The sequence below is a fragment of the Sedimenticola hydrogenitrophicus genome (genome assembly GCF_025175675.1).
Classification (GTDB): Bacteria; Pseudomonadota; Gammaproteobacteria; order Chromatiales; family Chromatiaceae; genus Sedimenticola; species Sedimenticola hydrogenitrophicus.
In genome coordinates, this window is record NZ_JANIOA010000049.1 from 13,749 (window position 1) to 29,654 (window position 15,906).

Annotated in this window: 15 protein-coding genes; 6 read left to right on the forward strand and 9 right to left on the reverse strand. The window is 59.6% G+C overall.

Annotated features, from left to right (window positions below; translation table 11 throughout):
- Positions 1-7 precede the first annotated feature (7 nt).
- A complete protein-coding gene (locus NPX02_RS18665; RefSeq protein ID WP_260295444.1) occupies positions 8-1,834 on the reverse strand; it encodes a GGDEF domain-containing protein in 1,827 nt (608 codons plus the stop codon).
- A 159-nt stretch (positions 1,835-1,993) separates the two neighbouring features.
- Between NPX02_RS18665 and rarD the strand changes: the two genes are divergently transcribed.
- Complete coding sequence (gene rarD, locus NPX02_RS18670; protein WP_260295446.1) at positions 1,994-2,923, forward strand: EamA family transporter RarD; 930 nt, start codon at positions 1,994-1,996, stop codon at positions 2,921-2,923.
- A gap of 7 nt (positions 2,924-2,930) precedes the next feature.
- On the opposite strand, the gene NPX02_RS21535 is transcribed toward rarD, so the two are convergent.
- Together NPX02_RS21535 and NPX02_RS18680 are read right to left on the reverse strand one after the other, a co-directional pair.
- Positions 2,931-4,253 (reverse strand): GGDEF domain-containing protein, encoded by a 1,323-nt coding sequence (locus tag NPX02_RS21535; protein ID WP_260295448.1) that lies wholly within the window; start codon positions 4,251-4,253, stop codon positions 2,931-2,933.
- A gap of 173 nt (positions 4,254-4,426) precedes the next feature.
- Complete coding sequence (locus NPX02_RS18680; RefSeq protein WP_260295449.1) at positions 4,427-5,374, reverse strand: AraC family transcriptional regulator; 948 nt, start codon at positions 5,372-5,374, stop codon at positions 4,427-4,429.
- A 108-nt stretch (positions 5,375-5,482) separates the two neighbouring features.
- On the opposite strand from NPX02_RS18680, the gene NPX02_RS18685 reads away from it, so the two are divergent.
- Complete coding sequence (locus NPX02_RS18685; protein ID WP_260295450.1) at positions 5,483-6,676, forward strand: aminotransferase-like domain-containing protein; 1,194 nt, start codon at positions 5,483-5,485, stop codon at positions 6,674-6,676.
- 241 nt (positions 6,677-6,917) lie between these two features.
- On the opposite strand, the gene NPX02_RS18690 is transcribed toward NPX02_RS18685, so the two are convergent.
- The 3 genes from NPX02_RS18690 to NPX02_RS18700 form a co-directional block, all read right to left on the reverse strand.
- Positions 6,918-7,391 (reverse strand): hemerythrin domain-containing protein, encoded by a 474-nt coding sequence (locus NPX02_RS18690; protein WP_260295451.1) that lies wholly within the window; start codon positions 7,389-7,391, stop codon positions 6,918-6,920.
- Positions 7,392-7,425: 34 nt separating this feature from the next.
- On the reverse strand, positions 7,426-8,055 hold the full coding sequence (locus tag NPX02_RS18695) for an MBL fold metallo-hydrolase (protein ID WP_260295452.1): 630 nt from the start codon (positions 8,053-8,055) through the stop codon (positions 7,426-7,428).
- Between the two features lie 237 nt (positions 8,056-8,292).
- Positions 8,293-8,556 carry a sulfurtransferase TusA family protein gene (locus NPX02_RS18700; RefSeq protein ID WP_260295453.1) on the reverse strand — a complete coding sequence of 88 codons (264 nt, stop codon included), beginning with the start codon at positions 8,554-8,556 and terminating at the stop codon, positions 8,293-8,295.
- A gap of 142 nt (positions 8,557-8,698) precedes the next feature.
- On the opposite strand from NPX02_RS18700, the gene NPX02_RS18705 reads away from it, so the two are divergent.
- The 3 genes from NPX02_RS18705 (at position 8,699) to NPX02_RS18715 (ending at position 12,290) form a co-directional block, all read left to right on the forward strand.
- The gene (locus NPX02_RS18705; RefSeq protein WP_260295455.1) at positions 8,699-9,403 is read left to right on the forward strand and encodes a TetR/AcrR family transcriptional regulator; all 705 of its coding nucleotides are present in this window, start codon (positions 8,699-8,701) and stop codon (positions 9,401-9,403) included.
- Positions 9,404-9,710: 307 nt separating this feature from the next.
- Entirely contained in the window at positions 9,711-11,519 is a 1,809-nt protein-coding gene (locus NPX02_RS18710) for an AMP-dependent synthetase/ligase (protein WP_260295456.1), read from the forward strand.
- Positions 11,520-11,576: 57 nt separating this feature from the next.
- Complete coding sequence (locus NPX02_RS18715) at positions 11,577-12,290, forward strand: DUF599 domain-containing protein (protein WP_260295457.1); 714 nt, start codon at positions 11,577-11,579, stop codon at positions 12,288-12,290.
- An 8-nt stretch (positions 12,291-12,298) separates the two neighbouring features.
- On the opposite strand, the gene ubiM is transcribed toward NPX02_RS18715, so the two are convergent.
- Positions 12,299-13,588, reverse strand: coding sequence for a 5-demethoxyubiquinol-8 5-hydroxylase UbiM (ubiM, locus tag NPX02_RS18720; RefSeq protein WP_260295458.1), 1,290 nt, complete (start codon positions 13,586-13,588; stop codon positions 12,299-12,301).
- 153 nt (positions 13,589-13,741) lie between these two features.
- Between ubiM and NPX02_RS18725 the strand changes: the two genes are divergently transcribed.
- Positions 13,742-14,053 carry a hypothetical protein gene (locus NPX02_RS18725; protein WP_260295459.1) on the forward strand — a complete coding sequence of 104 codons (312 nt, stop codon included), beginning with the start codon at positions 13,742-13,744 and terminating at the stop codon, positions 14,051-14,053.
- A gap of 222 nt (positions 14,054-14,275) precedes the next feature.
- Here the strand turns inward: NPX02_RS18725 and NPX02_RS18730 are convergent, their stop codons facing one another.
- A complete protein-coding gene (locus NPX02_RS18730) occupies positions 14,276-14,983 on the reverse strand; it encodes a DUF3581 domain-containing protein (protein WP_260295460.1) in 708 nt (235 codons plus the stop codon).
- Between the two features lie 211 nt (positions 14,984-15,194).
- A complete protein-coding gene (locus tag NPX02_RS18735) occupies positions 15,195-15,767 on the reverse strand; it encodes a chalcone isomerase family protein (RefSeq protein WP_260295461.1) in 573 nt (190 codons plus the stop codon).
- Between the last annotated feature and the right edge of the window lie 139 nt (positions 15,768-15,906).

Consider the following 15,906-nt stretch of genomic DNA (forward strand, 5'->3'; position numbering starts at 1 on the left):
ACTCTTCTCATACTGCCCTATTTTTCTCGACCTGATCCTCTGTACGGCAGCGGTTGCGACCCTGCCGCTTGGCCAGGTAGAGTGCTTCGTCGGCCCGTTTGAAGGGGCTCTTGCGGCCATCCCCCTTGTGGAAGGTAGAGACACCACAGGAGACCGTGATGTTGACCCGGTTGTCTCCGGAATGGAACGGCTTTTCTTCCACTGCCCGGCGAATCTTCTCGGCCACGCTGCCGGCCCCGGTTAGATCCACCTCAGGTAACAGTATCACAAACTCTTCGCCACCATAGCGAGCGGGGAAATCCACCTGGCGCGTCGCCTGCTTGAGATGGGTTCCGATCACGTGCAGCACCTTGTCCCCGGCCAGATGGCCGTGGGTATCATTCACCTTTTTGAAGTGATCCACATCGATCACGATCATGCTCAGCGGATACTGGTAGCGGCTCCAGCGGACAAACTCTTCCTGCAGACGACAGTCGAAGGCGTGACGGTTGTTCAGCCCGGTCAGGGCATCCGTGAACGCCTCGCTCCGGGCCTCGTCCACGTGCTTGCGCAACGCGACCGCCTCCTGCTCCATATCACCCAGGCGGGTGGTCAACAGGTCGATGCGTTGTTGGAAATCCAGTATCTGCCGTTCACTTTCGCTACGCTGTCCCCGCAGCCGGTCCTGGATCAGGTCCAGGCGATGGGCGATTGCCACTTTCAGTTCATCCAGATCCGTGGCCTGTTCGACACTCGCCCGCAGTTGGGTGACCTGACCCTGCATCTCGCTGTCCAGGCGACGATTACCGGTGGTCAGCGCACTTCCAGCGCTACCGAGACCGTTCACCTCCTGATCCAGCCGTTGCAGCTGTTCGGTCATCTGCAACAAGAACCGTTCTACCTCCTGACGCTCCTGCTCGGCCTGGATCCTGGCATGTTCGGACAATTCCACCAGCTCGCTCAGTATCGGCGAGACATCCGCCGCCGACATGCCGGCCCCCAGGCGGCTCTTCAGCGCCTGCATACGCGGTTGCAGCGCAACGGGGATAGTCATGAGCTGGACCAGCTGCAGCAGCACCTGGTCTAGCGGCGGCAGGGAGTCGCTGGCCGGAGGCGGACTCCCGGCCGTTTCGGACAACACCGCGACCAGCTCCGTGACCAGATCATCCAGTGCACGCCGGGAGATGGCTCGTCCGGCCTGGTCCAGAATCGGGCGCAGCAGGGCCGGCTGTTGACCCGCCGAGATGAGCTGATTCACCAGGGAGGTAAACAAATCCTGGCCCTCGGGTGACTGAACACTGGGCGGTCCCTCGTCAGGCGCGGCTTTGGTCCCGCCCCCCACGCCGCCCTCTTTTTCCCGGGAAAAGAGTTTGCCGATCAACCCCGGTCCCTCGCTGGCGGCGGGTTGCCGCGCCAGCGCCTCCAGAATCAGCGCTGTGGCGGCCTTCACCGATTCGCCACCAGTCGGAGATCGTTTGAGTTCACGGCTGAGTTTTTCGGCACGCCTGCCCAGCGCCCCGGGCAGTACCGCCGCATCCAGCACCCGGGCAAGACAGGTTTCAACCGTCTCACTGGCCGGACCACCGCCCGGCCGGGCATTCACCCCCTCGGCACGACCGGCGATATCCTCAACCAGACGCAACAGCGCCCGGGTATCCTGCTCACCCCGCACCCGGTTGCGCAGCTGTTCCAGCCGCTCATCCAGCTGTGCATCCATACCGTCGCCGACAAAGGAGAGTCGGGAGAGACAGCGCCGGAGGGTGGATTCCACCGACTGCCAGCGCTTCTCCTTGCGTTCCAGATCCGCCAGACTGTCGAAATACTTCTTTTTCCACTCACCATCTGATTGGGCCATCATCCCCCCCAAGCATCACCCTGCTAAGACCCTATCGGCCGTACCTGGAGCGAGTTTAATTTTCCCGGCATAAATCTTCCTGCCGGAAAAATACCACATCCTGATCTCACTGAATCGGGTAGAATTCGGACTGCCATCAAGCTCGGGAGTCTGTCGGACATGGAGCATAGCGTCGAATCGGATCGAGAACTGAAAATCGGCGTCCTGAGCGCCCTGAGTGCCTTTCTCATCTGGGGCCTGTCGCCGCTCTATTACCGTGCTATCGGCGCGGCGCCGGCGCTGGAGATCATCGCCCATCGTGCCCTCTGGTCGCTGTTGTTCACCCTGCTGATGATCGGTTTCAGCGGACAGATCCGGGTATTCATCCGCCTGTTCAGTGATTACCGGATCCTGCTGATACTGCTGCTCAGCTCACTGCTGGTCTCGGTCAACTGGCTCGGCTTCATCTGGGCGGTCAACAACGGCAAGGCCCTGGAGGCCAGCATGGGCTATTTCATCATGCCGATCGTGATGGTGCTGCTGGGACGGCTGTTTCTCGATGAACGGCTGAACCGGAATCAGCTGCTGTCGCTGCTGCTGGTCTGTCTGGGAGTGCTCAATCTGCTGATCGCCCTCCGCCAACTCCCCTGGATCGCCCTGCTGCTGGCCGTCAGCTTCGGATTCTACAGCCTGGTGCGCAAGAAGGTGGCTGTCAGCGCGCTGGTGGGCCTTACCATGGAGTGCCTGATGCTGGCACCCCTGGCACTGGGCTACCTGCTGTTCCTGGAGCAGCGGGGGACGCTGGTATTTGCCACCCGGGGGGTCGATTTGGACCTGTTACTGATCGGCTCCGGACTGATTACCGCCCTGCCGCTGATCCTCTTTACCTCGGCCTCCAAGCGACTGCGGCTGGGCACGGTCGGCCTGCTGCAGTACCTGAATCCCACCTGCCAGTTCCTGTTGGCGGTGTTTCTGTTCAACGAGGCGTTCTCGCAGCACCACCTGAACACCTTTATCCTGATCTGGCTCGGTCTGGCGGTCTTCACCCTGGATTCGCGCTACCGCATGAAACGTGAACTGCAACAGCGAAAGCTCGCCGATATCCCCTGATGATGGATCAGTTCACCTCGCTCCTGGCGGTGCGCAGACAGTTGCGCCCATCGTGCTTCGCCTGATACATCGCCATATCCGCCGCATCCAGCAGCTCACGCCACTCCTTGGCGATCTCTGGATAGCTGGCTACCCCGATGCTGATCGTGACGTGGACCGAACCGCCCTCCAACCTGACCGGGTGGCTGGAGACCAGTCGCAGTAACCGTTCACCCAGTTCGACCGCCATCACCAGCGGCGTTTCCGGCAGTACCACCAGAAACTCTTCGCCACCAAACCGGGCCACGTAGTCCGTCTTGCGCAAGGAACGCTCCAGTTCGATGGCGATGCTGCGAAGTGCCCGGTCACCACTGGCATGGCCGTAGCGGTCGTTGATCTCCTTGAAGTGATCGATATCCACCATGAAGAGCGAGAGCGAATGATGGTAGCGTGTGGCGCGTGCGAGGTCGTCGGCAATGCGCCGCTCCAGTGCAATCCGGTTATACAGCCCGGTCAATGGATCATGAGTCGCCTGATGCTTGAGCTCCTTCTCAACCCGCTTGCGCGCTTTCAGCTCATTACTCAACTGGCTGGTGCGGCGCTGCACCTGCTGCTCCAGTTCGGTATTGAGCGCAAGCAGTTGCCGCTCCTCCGAGCGGGACAGCAGAAACAGGTAGTACAGTACCGCGGCATAGGCTACGAACCGCAGCAGATGCCAGTGCCACCAGATCAGATCCCAGAGGGTGGAAAAGGGGAACAGCAGCCCGGCAACGCCGAGCAGCAGATAGTGGCCGATGAAAATGCCATTGTCCCGGCCCGTGCCAGGCGGTTTTCCGAACATAAAAGCCGCCGCGGCCAGCAGAAACAACATCCCAGCCGCCCCATTCATCAGGCCGGCCTGCCGGGTAAAGCCGCCCGCTGCATTCAGCATCGGCAGCGCCGGTTCCTGGAGCAGGGTCGCACCGCCCGTCAGTAGCGCCACCGCCACCACTATCAGGGGAACGCGACACGCCACTGCCCGCCGGGCAACCGACTCGGGCAGCCAGATCAGGGTCGCCATCACCCCGCCGCACAACATCGCCAGGGTGTGCAGCCAGACAAAGCGCTGCAGCTCATCGGACAGGGCGTGAAAACCATCCAGCACCCCCATCCCCGCCAGCGCGGCGACAATCCAGATATAACGCGCCGGGAGCCGTTCATAGACTTTTAGCATCATGATCAGTGCGGCGGTGAGCAGTGCGGTGAAGGCCCCCAGGCTTTCCACAAAGACATGCAGGGGCGGGTAAGGCCACCGCGCTTCCGAAAAAAGCACAAACAACACCGCACCGCCGCAGAGGAGGAAGAGAATCACACCAAACATCAATGGGTTATGCGATCTCATCGTGCTTTCAGCATAGGGGTGGGGCACTCTGCTGTCCAGGGGTCCGAAGCGCATACAGCCCTGATTGTGACGTGGGTCAGTGAGCGCAGGAAGCCACAGGAATTAGTGTACTTATACGACTGATTTATATCATATTTATCAACTTAATAGCCGTGCGTACCAGTGACCTTTCCAGCTACCGGAATGCGAAACTCCAGGTTGAAGCGGCCGCTCTGATTGATGAAGTGATTTTCCCGGTACAGGGCGTGGGGCGGGATGCTGCGCGCCTGATAATCACTGGCCGGAAGCCAGTGCATATAGAGATCCCGCATCAGGTAGAGCAGGTCCCCAAACACCCCTTCGGCCTGACAACAGGCGTGCAGTCCGCCGGGGATCTCCATCACCCCGACACCGTCCCCGGGATAGATCTTCTCCGGCAGAGTCAGACAGGCGACATAACGGCATTGATCAAAGGGGATCAGGTCCGGATTGCCGTGGTGCAGGGCGATCATCTGCTGGGCTTCCACATCGATCCCGTGGGCGCTTCCCCAGTCCAGCAGGCGTGCCCACACCTCGCGGATCCGAAGGTCGTATCCGACATGCCGGATATAGGCCACCGGCTGTGTCGGCAGGCGTTTGATCTCCACTTGCCGGGAAACCGATTGCCCCCCGCTATCATCCAGGGTGTCCCGGTAATAGCGGCGATGCGGATTGAGCGCGGATTCAGACCAGGCCGCTTTCAGGCGGCGGCTTCTGTTTTCATAGCCGCCCTGGCGCCAGAGGGTGGGTGAGCAGTTGAAATACGCCTTGAAGGCATGGTTGAAGGAGGCATTGGAATGAAAGCCGCACTCCTCCGCGATCTCAACAATGGCCCTGTTCGGGTTGTAGATCAGCAGGTTGGCTGCCCACTCCAGGCGGCAGCGGCGGATGTAGTCATGCACGCTCTCCCCGGTGATCTGTTTGAATATCCGCTGGAAATGGTAGGGCGAGTAGCAGGCGCTCCGGGCCAGCCGGGCGATCTCCAGGGAACTGGAGAGATCCGCGTGGATACGGTAGAGCGCCTCGTTGATACGGGTCTGATGCTCGTAGGCGGTGTTTCGACGCTGGCTCATGGCAGAAAAATAGCACATTTGGACAAAAGTTTTACCCCTTCCCATCAATACCGGATTTGACGGTTTGGCATATGCTGCCAGCAGATTGATACCACAGGGATCGGCGGGATGTTTGCACGACGCACCATAAATCTGAACAGCTCCTTCATACGCGACATTCTGGCGGTCACCCAGCAGCCCGACATGATCTCCTTTGCCGGTGGCCTGCCGGATCCCGAGCTGTTCCCGGTCACCGAACTGCAGCAGGCCTCGCTGCGGATGCAGCAGCGCCTGGGCAATCGGCTCTATCAGTACAGCGAGACCCCGGGACTGCTGCCGTTGCGCCGCTATATCGCCGATCAATTGACCGATACCGGGATCCACGCGGAACAGACCATCATCACCACCGGCTCGCAACAGGGCCTGGACCTGGTGGTGCGCTGTCTGATCGACCCGGGCGACAGGGTGCTGGTCGAGGCCCCCACCTACCTGGGTGCATTGCAGGTGCTGAGGGCCAATCAAGCGACCCTGCTCTCCATCCCCTCCGATGAACAGGGCCCCGACCTGGAGGCGCTCGAAGCGGTGGTCAAACGGGAGCCGATCCGCTGTTTTTATACCGTTACCGACTTCCAGAACCCGACCGGCGCCAGCTATTCGCTGGAGCGCAGAAAAGGGCTGGTGGCGCTGGCCGAGCGTTATAATTTCTGGATTCTTGAAGACGCGCCCTACGCCGCCCTGCACTATTCGGGCGAGCCGCTCCCCTCACTGCAGTCACTGTTGCCGGAGCGGGTGATCCGTTTCGGCTCTTTTTCCAAAATCATCGCCCCGGCCCTGCGCCTGGGCTGGATCAGCGCCCCCCGCGAGGTGATCAAGGTGGTCGAGAAGCTGAAACAGGCGGCCGATCTGCACTCCAGCGGCTATGACCAGCAGCTGGTGCTGGGTTTCCTGGAGAGCGGCGCACTGGCGCCCCATCTGCAACGGATCCGCAGCGCCTACGGTGCCCGGCTTGACGCCATGGCCACGGCACTCAGCCGCCACCTGTCGGAGCATATCCGCTTTACCAAACCGCGCGGCGGGATGTTCATCTGGGCCACTTTGACCAGCAACGAGAGCACCCTGGAACTGTTCCGGGCCGCGGTCGCCGAGGGGGTTGCGTTTGTCCCAGGGGAGGCGTTCTATGTGAATGGCGAGTCGGACAACAGCATGCGCCTGAACTTCTCCAACAGCAGTGCCGCCATGATCGATGAGGGAATCAGCCGTCTGGCCGGCCTGATCAACGCCGGTGGCCACCGGGTGGCAGCCAGTGCAGCCGTGGCTTATTAGTCATCCGCGTGGGCACAAAACCTTGCCCACCCCACAAAGGGTGTCGTTCTGTAGTGTGTAGCCCGGATGAAGCCCGCCCACGGGAGCCCGACATACACACCAACCCGTGCGGGCGGAATCCGGGTTGTCATTGCGTCGTGGATATTCCCCGGATTCCTCCGCTGTGGGGGCATGTGGCTTTTCCTGTTTCGGAGGCAGCGGCTTCATCCGGGCTACGCTACTGATCTAAAATCCCAAGGCGTCAGCCCCAGAAGGGATCGTCCCAGTTAACCTCACCTTGCACATGGCCCTGATCCAGTTCGCCGCGGATCAGCTCGAGATCGGCAGCGCACAACACCTGTTCGCAATAGGGAAAGAAACGCTGTTCCTCCCACTTCACATGCCGTTTCAACAGGTCGACAAAGGACTCCAGCAACGGCCGCAGATCGCCTCCCCCACCCTCGATCGCCGCCACCAGCCGGTTGAATTCCCGATGCTCGTCAATGACCCGGGTCACCGCGATATCCGCTGCCGCAGTGGGGTGCAGGCGTTTTATCAGCGACACCTCCTCGAGCTCGAAATGGGGCTGTAACAGGATCTCGACGATAAAGATCACATAACGGGCAATCCGCTCCTCCGGGGTGCCGTTAGCCATGCCCCGCTGGATGCGCCGCGCAAACTTCAGCGCATCGTGATGTTCCCAGGAGAGTTTTTTCAGATGCTCACTGCGTTTCACGGGACAGACCTTAGACCGGCAGGTGGCAGGTCACTCAGTTCAGGAAGGGGTTGGTGGCCCGCTCATGGCCGATGGTGGAGACCGGCCCATGTCCGGCGATAAACTCCACATCATCACCCATGCTCCACAGCTGTTCGCGGATGGACTGCAACAGGGTGGCGTGATCCCCCTTGGGGAAGTCGGTGCGGCCGATCGATCCATTGAACAGCACATCCCCGACAATGGCCACTTTCGCGCCGGGGTTGAAGAAGACCACATGCCCCGGAGTGTGTCCGGGACAGTGCCGTACCTCCAGTTGCTGATTGCCGATCCGCACCACATCCCCCTGCTCCAGCCAGCGTGCCGGCTCGAAGCTCTCGGCAGGCGGAAAACCGAACATCTTCGCCTGCTCGGCGAGGTCGTCGATCCAGAACTTGTCCTCCCTGTGCGGCCCCTCGATGGGGATCCCCAACCGCCTGGAAAGTTCACCGGCGGCACCGGCATGGTCGATATGGGCATGGGTGATCAGGATCTTCTCCAGGATCAGCCCCTGGGCCTGCACCTCCTGCAGGATACGCTCGATGTCACCCCCGGGATCGACGACGGCCGCCCGTTGTGTCTCTTCATCGACGACCAGTGTGCAGTTCTGCTCAAACGGGGTTACAGGGATTACGGTAAATTTCATACGAAACCATTTTTCTCGGTTGAACAAGACGGTTAAGGATCTGGAAAGAAATAACTGCCGCATATTGTGCCGGGCTTTCTTTTTACTTCAAGGGGCGTTTGCCTTCAAGGCACGGCAAGGCGCGCATAGTCGTTCTATGTAAGTCCTGCCGTAATGCCGAAGGCGAACGAAAAGACCAGCAAGATGCGACAGTTATTTATGGACAGATCCTAAGTATACCGAAACTTCGCCGGCATATCAGACGGTTTTCCCCGCCACCTTCTTGATCCAGTAGAGGAAACGGTCCCCCTCCTCACTGCTGGCCACCAGTTCGAACTCGGGGAGTCGGCACAGTACCGGAAACTCCCGGCGCGAGTCCGGATGGGTAACGATCACCTTCAACACCTCACCTACCGCCATGCGTGAGAGTGTCGCCTTGGTCTTCAGCACCGGCAGCGGGCAGATCAGCCCGCTGACATCCAGTTGCTGGTCGCACTGCAACGCTTCAATGGTTTCGGTCAACGTAACCTCCCGGATCACCGGATCGTAAAATGTGAGTCTATATGACAAATGGTCTATCGACAGCTTAGTGGAAAAATCGGCTTGACAAAAATTAAAACGAACGTTTAACTCAATTATCTAACCGACAGGGTAATATGACTCAATGAACCCATTCAGAGCAAATGCCGTCGCCGGCAATGAACTCGTTGGTCGCCATATGAAGGCGCCACCTGATACCAAGGATCGCATCCTCGATGTCGCCGAGGAGATTTTTGCCGAGAAAGGTTACTCCGCCACCTCCATGCGGACCATCACCTCCAGTGCCCAGGTCAATCTGGCGGCGGTCAATTATCACTTCGGCTCCAAGGCACAGCTCTACCAGGCGGTTTTCCAACGCCGTGTCGCGCCGATGAATAAAAAACGTATCCAGGCACTTGACGCTCTGGAACAGAAGTCTGGTGACACACCACTCCCGCTGGATGACATATTGCGTGCCTTTGTGGAGCCGGCGCTGCAGGCGAGCATGAATCCCAGGCAGGGAGGGAGCAACTTCATCAAACTGCTGGGACGGACTCACGCCGAACCAGGGCCGGAGGTGCACGATTTCCTGCCGCTGCTTTATGACGAGGTTAAGGATCGCTACCGCAAGGCCCTGGCCAGGACGCTGCCTGAGCTGTCACAGGAAGAGCTCTCCTGGCGCGTCCACTTTGTCATCGGCACCATCGCCTTCACCCTGGCGGGCACCGATGCCCTGGAGATGATCGAATCCTGCCGCTTCTGTGACCCGGCGGATATCGAGGGCATCATCCAGCGTCTGCTGCCCTTCCTGAAGGGGGGGCTCGGCGCACCGCCCGCGGCGCAGCCGTGAAATGTCCCCTGAGCGCAGCCGCGAAATATCATCTGAGCATCGCGTCCTGCCCCATACCACCTGAACCGAGAGGAGCCGCCACCCAAAGATCGATAATACAACAGCTGACCGCAGTCCGGCCCTGACGCCGGCCCCATGCTATAACAATAACAACCCGAATATTAATTCGTCCGGAAAAGCAGGTGATAAAGCCCCCCCCACCACGACAACCGGAAAAAAACATACCACCAAGGTTGCAATGAAGCTGATGGGGCATCTCCAGGACCACTCCCGGTGATGCCAGACAGCTTCTAGAGAGGAGAGCATTATGAAACCCAACCAGGAAATCATCACCCTGGACGAGGCCGTTACACTGGCAGGACTGTTTAAGGAGCGCACCGGACGTACCCCCGACCGCATCGCCTATCGTTATTACGACCCGGCGCAGGCAACCTGGAAAAGCAGTACCTGGTCAGAAATGCGCAGCGAAACCGCCAGTTGGCAGGAGGCGTTTCTGCAGGAGGGGCTGAAACGCGGCGACCGGGTGGGCATCATGATGCCAAACCGCCGCGAATGGGTAATGTTCGATCAGGCCGCCCTGGGCCTGGGACTGGTCAGCGTCCCCCTGTTCTATAACGACCGCGGCGGCAACGTCGCCTATATCACCGAGGCCGCGGCGGTCAAACTGCTGGTCATCCACGGCCGGGAGCAGTGGGCCAGTCTGGAACCGGTCAGGAATGAGCTGCCCACCGTGCACCGCATCGTCTCCATCGAGTCACTCGATGGTTTGGCCCATGATGACCGGGTCCGGCACCTGGATGAGTGGTTGCCGGCCACGGCCGGCGAATACCAGGTGCTGAATGACCTGGATCCCCACGGCCTCTGTTCCATCGTCTACACCTCGGGGACCACAGGTCACCCCAAGGGCGTGATGCTGAGCCACCATAATATCCTCAGCAACACCTACCAGGCGTTGCTGACCACGACCATTAATGACGATGACATCCTGCTCTCCTTCCTGCCGCTGTCGCACATGCTGGAACGGACCGGGGGGTATTATTTGGCGATGATGGCGGGCATCACCGTGGCCTATGCCCGCTCCATCCTGCAGCTCGCCGAGGACCTGTTGATTATCCGCCCCACTTTCCTGATCAGCGTGCCGCGTATCTATGAGCGGGTCTACGCCCGGATACAGGAGGGGCTGGATGAGAAGCCCCCGATTGCCCGCAAGCTGTTCAAGCTGGCGGTCGATGTCGGCTGGAGACGCTTCGAGTATCAGCAGAAGCGCGGCAACTGGTCGCCCTGGCTGTTGCTCTGGCCGCTGCTGGACAAGCTGGTCGCCGGCAAGATCACGGAAAAGCTGGGCGGTCGTCTGCGCACCGCCATCAGTGGCGGAGCCCCGCTGCCGCCGGATGTGGCACGGACCTTCCTGGCACTGGGGGTACCGGTACTGCAGGGCTATGGTCTGACCGAAACCAGCCCGGTGCTGGCGGTGAGCCGGATCGACGACAATATTCCGGAAAGCGTGGGACTGGCGCTTCCCGGCACCGAGCTGTCGGTCGCCGAGAATGGTGAATTGCTGGCCCGCGGTGATGCCATCATGCTGGGTTTCTGGAACAACCCCAAGGAGACGGCCCGGGTCATCGACGAGAAGGGCTGGTTTCACACCGGCGATGTGGCCAGGATCGACGCTACCGGGCATGTCTACATCACCGGGCGGATCAAGGACATCATCGTGCTGGCCAATGGCGAGAAGGTATCACCCGCCGACATGGAGATCGCCATTGCCATGGATGCCCTGTTTGAACAGGTGCTGGTCATCGGCGAGGGACGACCCTTCCTCTCCGTACTGATCGTTCCGGAAGCGGAGCACTGGAAAGGTCTGACGGAAGGACTGGAGCTCGATCCCGAGGATCCGGCCTCGCTGCAGCACCCAAAAGTGATGGACCATGTGTATCGGCGGATTGCTGATCAACTACGCGATTTTCCGGGTTATGCGCAGGTGCGCAAGGCGGTGCTGCTGAACGAGCCATGGAGTGTCGAGAACGGCTACCTGACCCCCACGCTCAAGACCAAGCGGAAGCTGATCATTGAGCATTGCCAGCGGATTATCGCCGAGATCTACAATGGCCACTGATCACAGGGTTCATGCAGCGGCAGTCGTAAAACCCAATAGCGCAGCACGGCCATTTCCATGAATGAAATCACCATCTTTGCCGAGGAACATTGGCAGAGCATCATCGCCTTTGTCTGGTTCATGGTCTGTTTTTACGGCTACATGATCTACTCCAAACGCATGGCGCTGACCACCCACTGCCTCTCCAGTGTGCTGCATCAGTATCGGCAGGCGTGGATGGAACAGATGCTGACCCGGGATGTACGGGTCGCGGACACCACGGCGCTGGCCAATCTGGAGCGCAGCGTGGCGTTTTTCGCCTCCGCCACCATGCTGATCCTGGCCGGCGTGGTGACCGTCATGGGGTCCACCGACAAGGTGATCGATCTGGTGGCGGATGTGCCCTTCGCCATTCATGCCAGCCGTTCAGAGTGGGAGCTCAAGCTGTTGCTGCTGGTGGGCCTGTTCATGTACGCCTTTTTCAAGTTCACCTGGAGCCTGCGCCAATACGGCTTCTGTGCCGTCATGCTGGGCGGTGCCCCGACCCCGGATGCCCCGGTCTCGGAACGAGAGCGCAGGGCCTCGGCCATCCGTATCGCCCATGTCGCCTCGCTGGCGGCCAACAACTTCAATCAGGGACTGCGGACCTACTATTTCAGTCTGGCGGTACTCGGCTGGTTTATCAATCCGTGGCTGTTTATCGCCCTGAGCGGAGGTATCGTCTGGGTGCTCTACCGCCGCGAATTCAAATCCAGGACCCTGGAAGAGATGATCATGAGCCGCTCTGAATAAACCACCACCTACAGAAACGGCAGACCGGGCTCTTCCCGGCCGCCCAGCTCGGTCAGTTTGCGGGTGATCATCTGCTTCACCGGGGGGCAATGGTCGCTCACCCGCAACACCAGACCCCGGAGGATTTTTGCCGGCAGCGAATCGTTGGTATAGAGACTGACAATCTCATTGGTGCCGGTATACAGGGGCCAGGTGACGCGCATGTGTTTGCGCTGGTAGTTTTCCAGCACCGCCGGCGCACCGATATCCCGCCCCTGCAGCTGCGCCGCCATGACCTCCCTGAACAGGGTGTCCTGGCCACGCAGGCCCAGATTGAAGCCGTGGGCCGTGACCGGATGCATCCCCACCGCCGCGTCCCCGATCAGGGCATAGCGGGGCTTGACGAACTTGTCGGCATGCACCGCCACCAGGGGGTAGGCGTGGCGTTCACCCACCAGTCGCATCTCACCCAGGCGATTATTGAAACGCGCCTGTACCTGCGCGGCATAGGCTTCATCGCTGAGTGACTGGATCCGGCCGGCCACATCGGCCGAGACGGTGACCACGGTGGAGGAGAGATTGCCGTTCAACGGCAGCACCGCCAGGGTGCGGCCGTAGTGGAAACACTCATAGGCGATCTGCTCATGGGGTTGTTCATGGGTCATGCGAGCGACAATGGCTACCCGCCCGAAATCCTGCATGGAGGCGGCGATGCCCACCTTGCGCCGGGTCTCCGAGAATCGGCTATCGGCCGCCACCACCAGCGAGGCCGCCACACTATCCCCATTGGAGAGAAAGACCGTCGCCTGCTGCTGTTCGATCCGCACATCACTGACCGCGGTATCGGTCAGCAGCTTCACATTTCCGACCTTGGCCACCTCGGCATACAGCGCCTGTCTGATCAGGTAGTTGGGGACCAGATAGCCCAGCGCCTCCACATTCTCCCGTTTACTGTCGATATCGAGACAGTAGGATGAGTTGCCGTTGATCACCTTGGCCTGCCTGATCGGGGCGATCTGGTCCGCGGGGATGCGCGCGAGCACCCCCATCCCGGTGAGGATCTTTTTCGACAAATGGGTCAGCGCAATATCCCGCCCGTCGATCATCGGCGATTCCAGCTCGGCTGCCCCGCTACGTTCGATGATCAAAACACGCAATCTGCTGTTCGCGAGCGAACGGGCAAAGCTGAGGCCGGCCGGTCCACCCCCGATGATGACGATGTCGTAGTTCATATAATCCTCAAATCGATTTTCCTTGCGGCACGCCCCGCACGGGCGAGTGCCGACCCGGGTATCCCACGGACATCGAGCGTATTTCACCCACGGACGCCGTCGCTATAATAACGGCCATAATAACGATTAACGACGCTCATCAACAGGGCGGAGATTGAGGACAATTATAATTCGTGCTATACAACAGTCGCAGCAGGTCCTTATTTTGGGTACATGCCTGAAGCACGGGATAAAGAGAGCATGAGTAAACTCGCCATTACGCTATTCCTTGTGTCGGTCGTCTTCATGGTCGTTCCGGATACGTCATTCGCCAACAAGTTCACCACCATCGGCGGCGGCGTCAGCGGGACAGACCCGGAAAAGCTCGCCATCCTGAAACAGATTGCCGCCTACACTGGAACCTTTTTCATCCTGCTGGGGATTCTCAGTATCGCCACCAAGGACCGGTTCGAGGGTTTTATCGGTATGCGCACAAAGGACCAGGGCATCTCTCCGGGCTCCTACGTGCTGATCATTCTCGGCGCCCTGCTCTCACTACTGTTCTTTGTCTGACCGTTCCGGTTGGATCGATTCCGCAAAGGTACCCGGGAGTCTGAGGGTGGATACGGTTTTTGTGCCCAGGCGGATGTCTGCATTCAGGAGTAAGATGCCGGTGAGGCACGAACCGTATCAATCTCGATGCCGGCAGCCGGCGCGGTTCGCAAGCTCACCTGCATCTACGGAACGGCACCCTTTGTCCGGATCGCGCGGAAAAGCCGGATGCCGAAAAATGCGTCAGGCGGTATGCGCCCGTCGATAGCCGACATAGGATTCAACCATGCGGTCCATTCCGGCCTGGTCAAATGGCCGCAGGCCGCGCAGTGCCATGCGTTTTTCGCCTGCACCGACCACCTTGCTGCCTGACTTCAGGCAAAACCGCATCCGTACATCGCCCTTCTTCCCGTCCACCTGAATGAGGGTGTCGGTCAGCTCGAGGGAAGGGCGGTCTATATCCAGACGCTGCAGATCTATCGACATCTGTTGATAGATGACCAACGGCCGGTCCGGGTTGATCATCACCCCTTCCTGTGACATCAGGGGGACCAGAACATGGAGAAAGTTCTTCCCCGAGAACTCCACATAGTGGCGGGTGAAATCCGCTATCAGGTCCGGTTCATGGGACACCGCCCCGTGGCGTTCGATCTCCAGGTAGTGTTTCTCCTGGCCGTCCACCAGGACAAGGTCACCCCCATCCCCATCCCGATAATGCAGCCCGGTCCCGTCACTCACCATACCGGAGAAGGTAAAGCACATCCGCTGGCTCAGACCATATTTGGCCAGGGTCACGGCGAACAGGAGATCCCCGGGCACGCAAAACAGCTTCGCGTCCTGATCGTGCAGGGGATTAAAGTCATGGGCAACTTCTTTTGCAAACCGGCTCGCCTGCGCTCGGGTAAATCGCAGACCAGTGTCATCATCCGTAAAGTAGTCGGTTAAAACCATGTTTTCTGCCTGGTATTCTATAGGTTTCGTGCCGCATCATATCAGGTGTTCGAGTGAAATCAGTAATTTCATGCCAACCCGGCTGAAAAATGGGCATCGGATCAAAAAACATGGAAATTCCCAGCCGTTTTGCTGGACAGATATTCCTTGCGGAGGCAAGAGACAAGCGATATCAGTACAAATTTGTGGCGGATGCGGACCAGGAGTCTGGCTACTCCTGCCCCAACATCGCGCGCTTTAACTCAGTGGTGACCGGCTCACTGCCTATCCAGATACGCAACAGGGCCGGATAGAAGTCATCCCCGGGAATGGTGCCCTTCGGTTCGCCATTGACAGAGACCCGGGTTCCGAAGTCGGGAATATTGTCGAGCCAGAACTCATCCCCCTTGAGCGCATCGCTGAACAGTGCCGAAAAACGGCTGAGTCGTTCCTCCAGTTGTCGCATCGCCGGTTCATCATGGTTGGCCGCAAAGCCCTCGCGCCAGGCCTGCTCCAGGTCCCGCTTATCCACCTTGTCATAGAGAAAGCGCATCAGGATCCGCTTTGGCCCGGTCGACGCGATTATCTCCTCGGCGGTCGGCATTTTTTCCGGCAGGTAGAGCGCGCCGACGTAGATTTTGAAAATGAACTTGTAGCGAATGCCCGCCCCGTTCAGTACCAGCCGGTGCCCCCCCTCCAGGCTGATCTTATCGGGTACCGTCACCCTGGCGATCTCTGCCGCACTCAGGGGGAAAATCAACAGCAGGCAGAGTAGCCCCAGCACGCCTTTCATCATTCTTTTCATTGCTGCCTCCCGGCCTGTATCGAACAGATCGACCAGGCAGAATTCCGTTCACGGAACCCGCCCCTTCCAGTCCCCATGATGCCACTGGTCACAACCGCTGCGCCAGCTCCGGCAGGGCCTGGAACAGGTCCGCCACCAA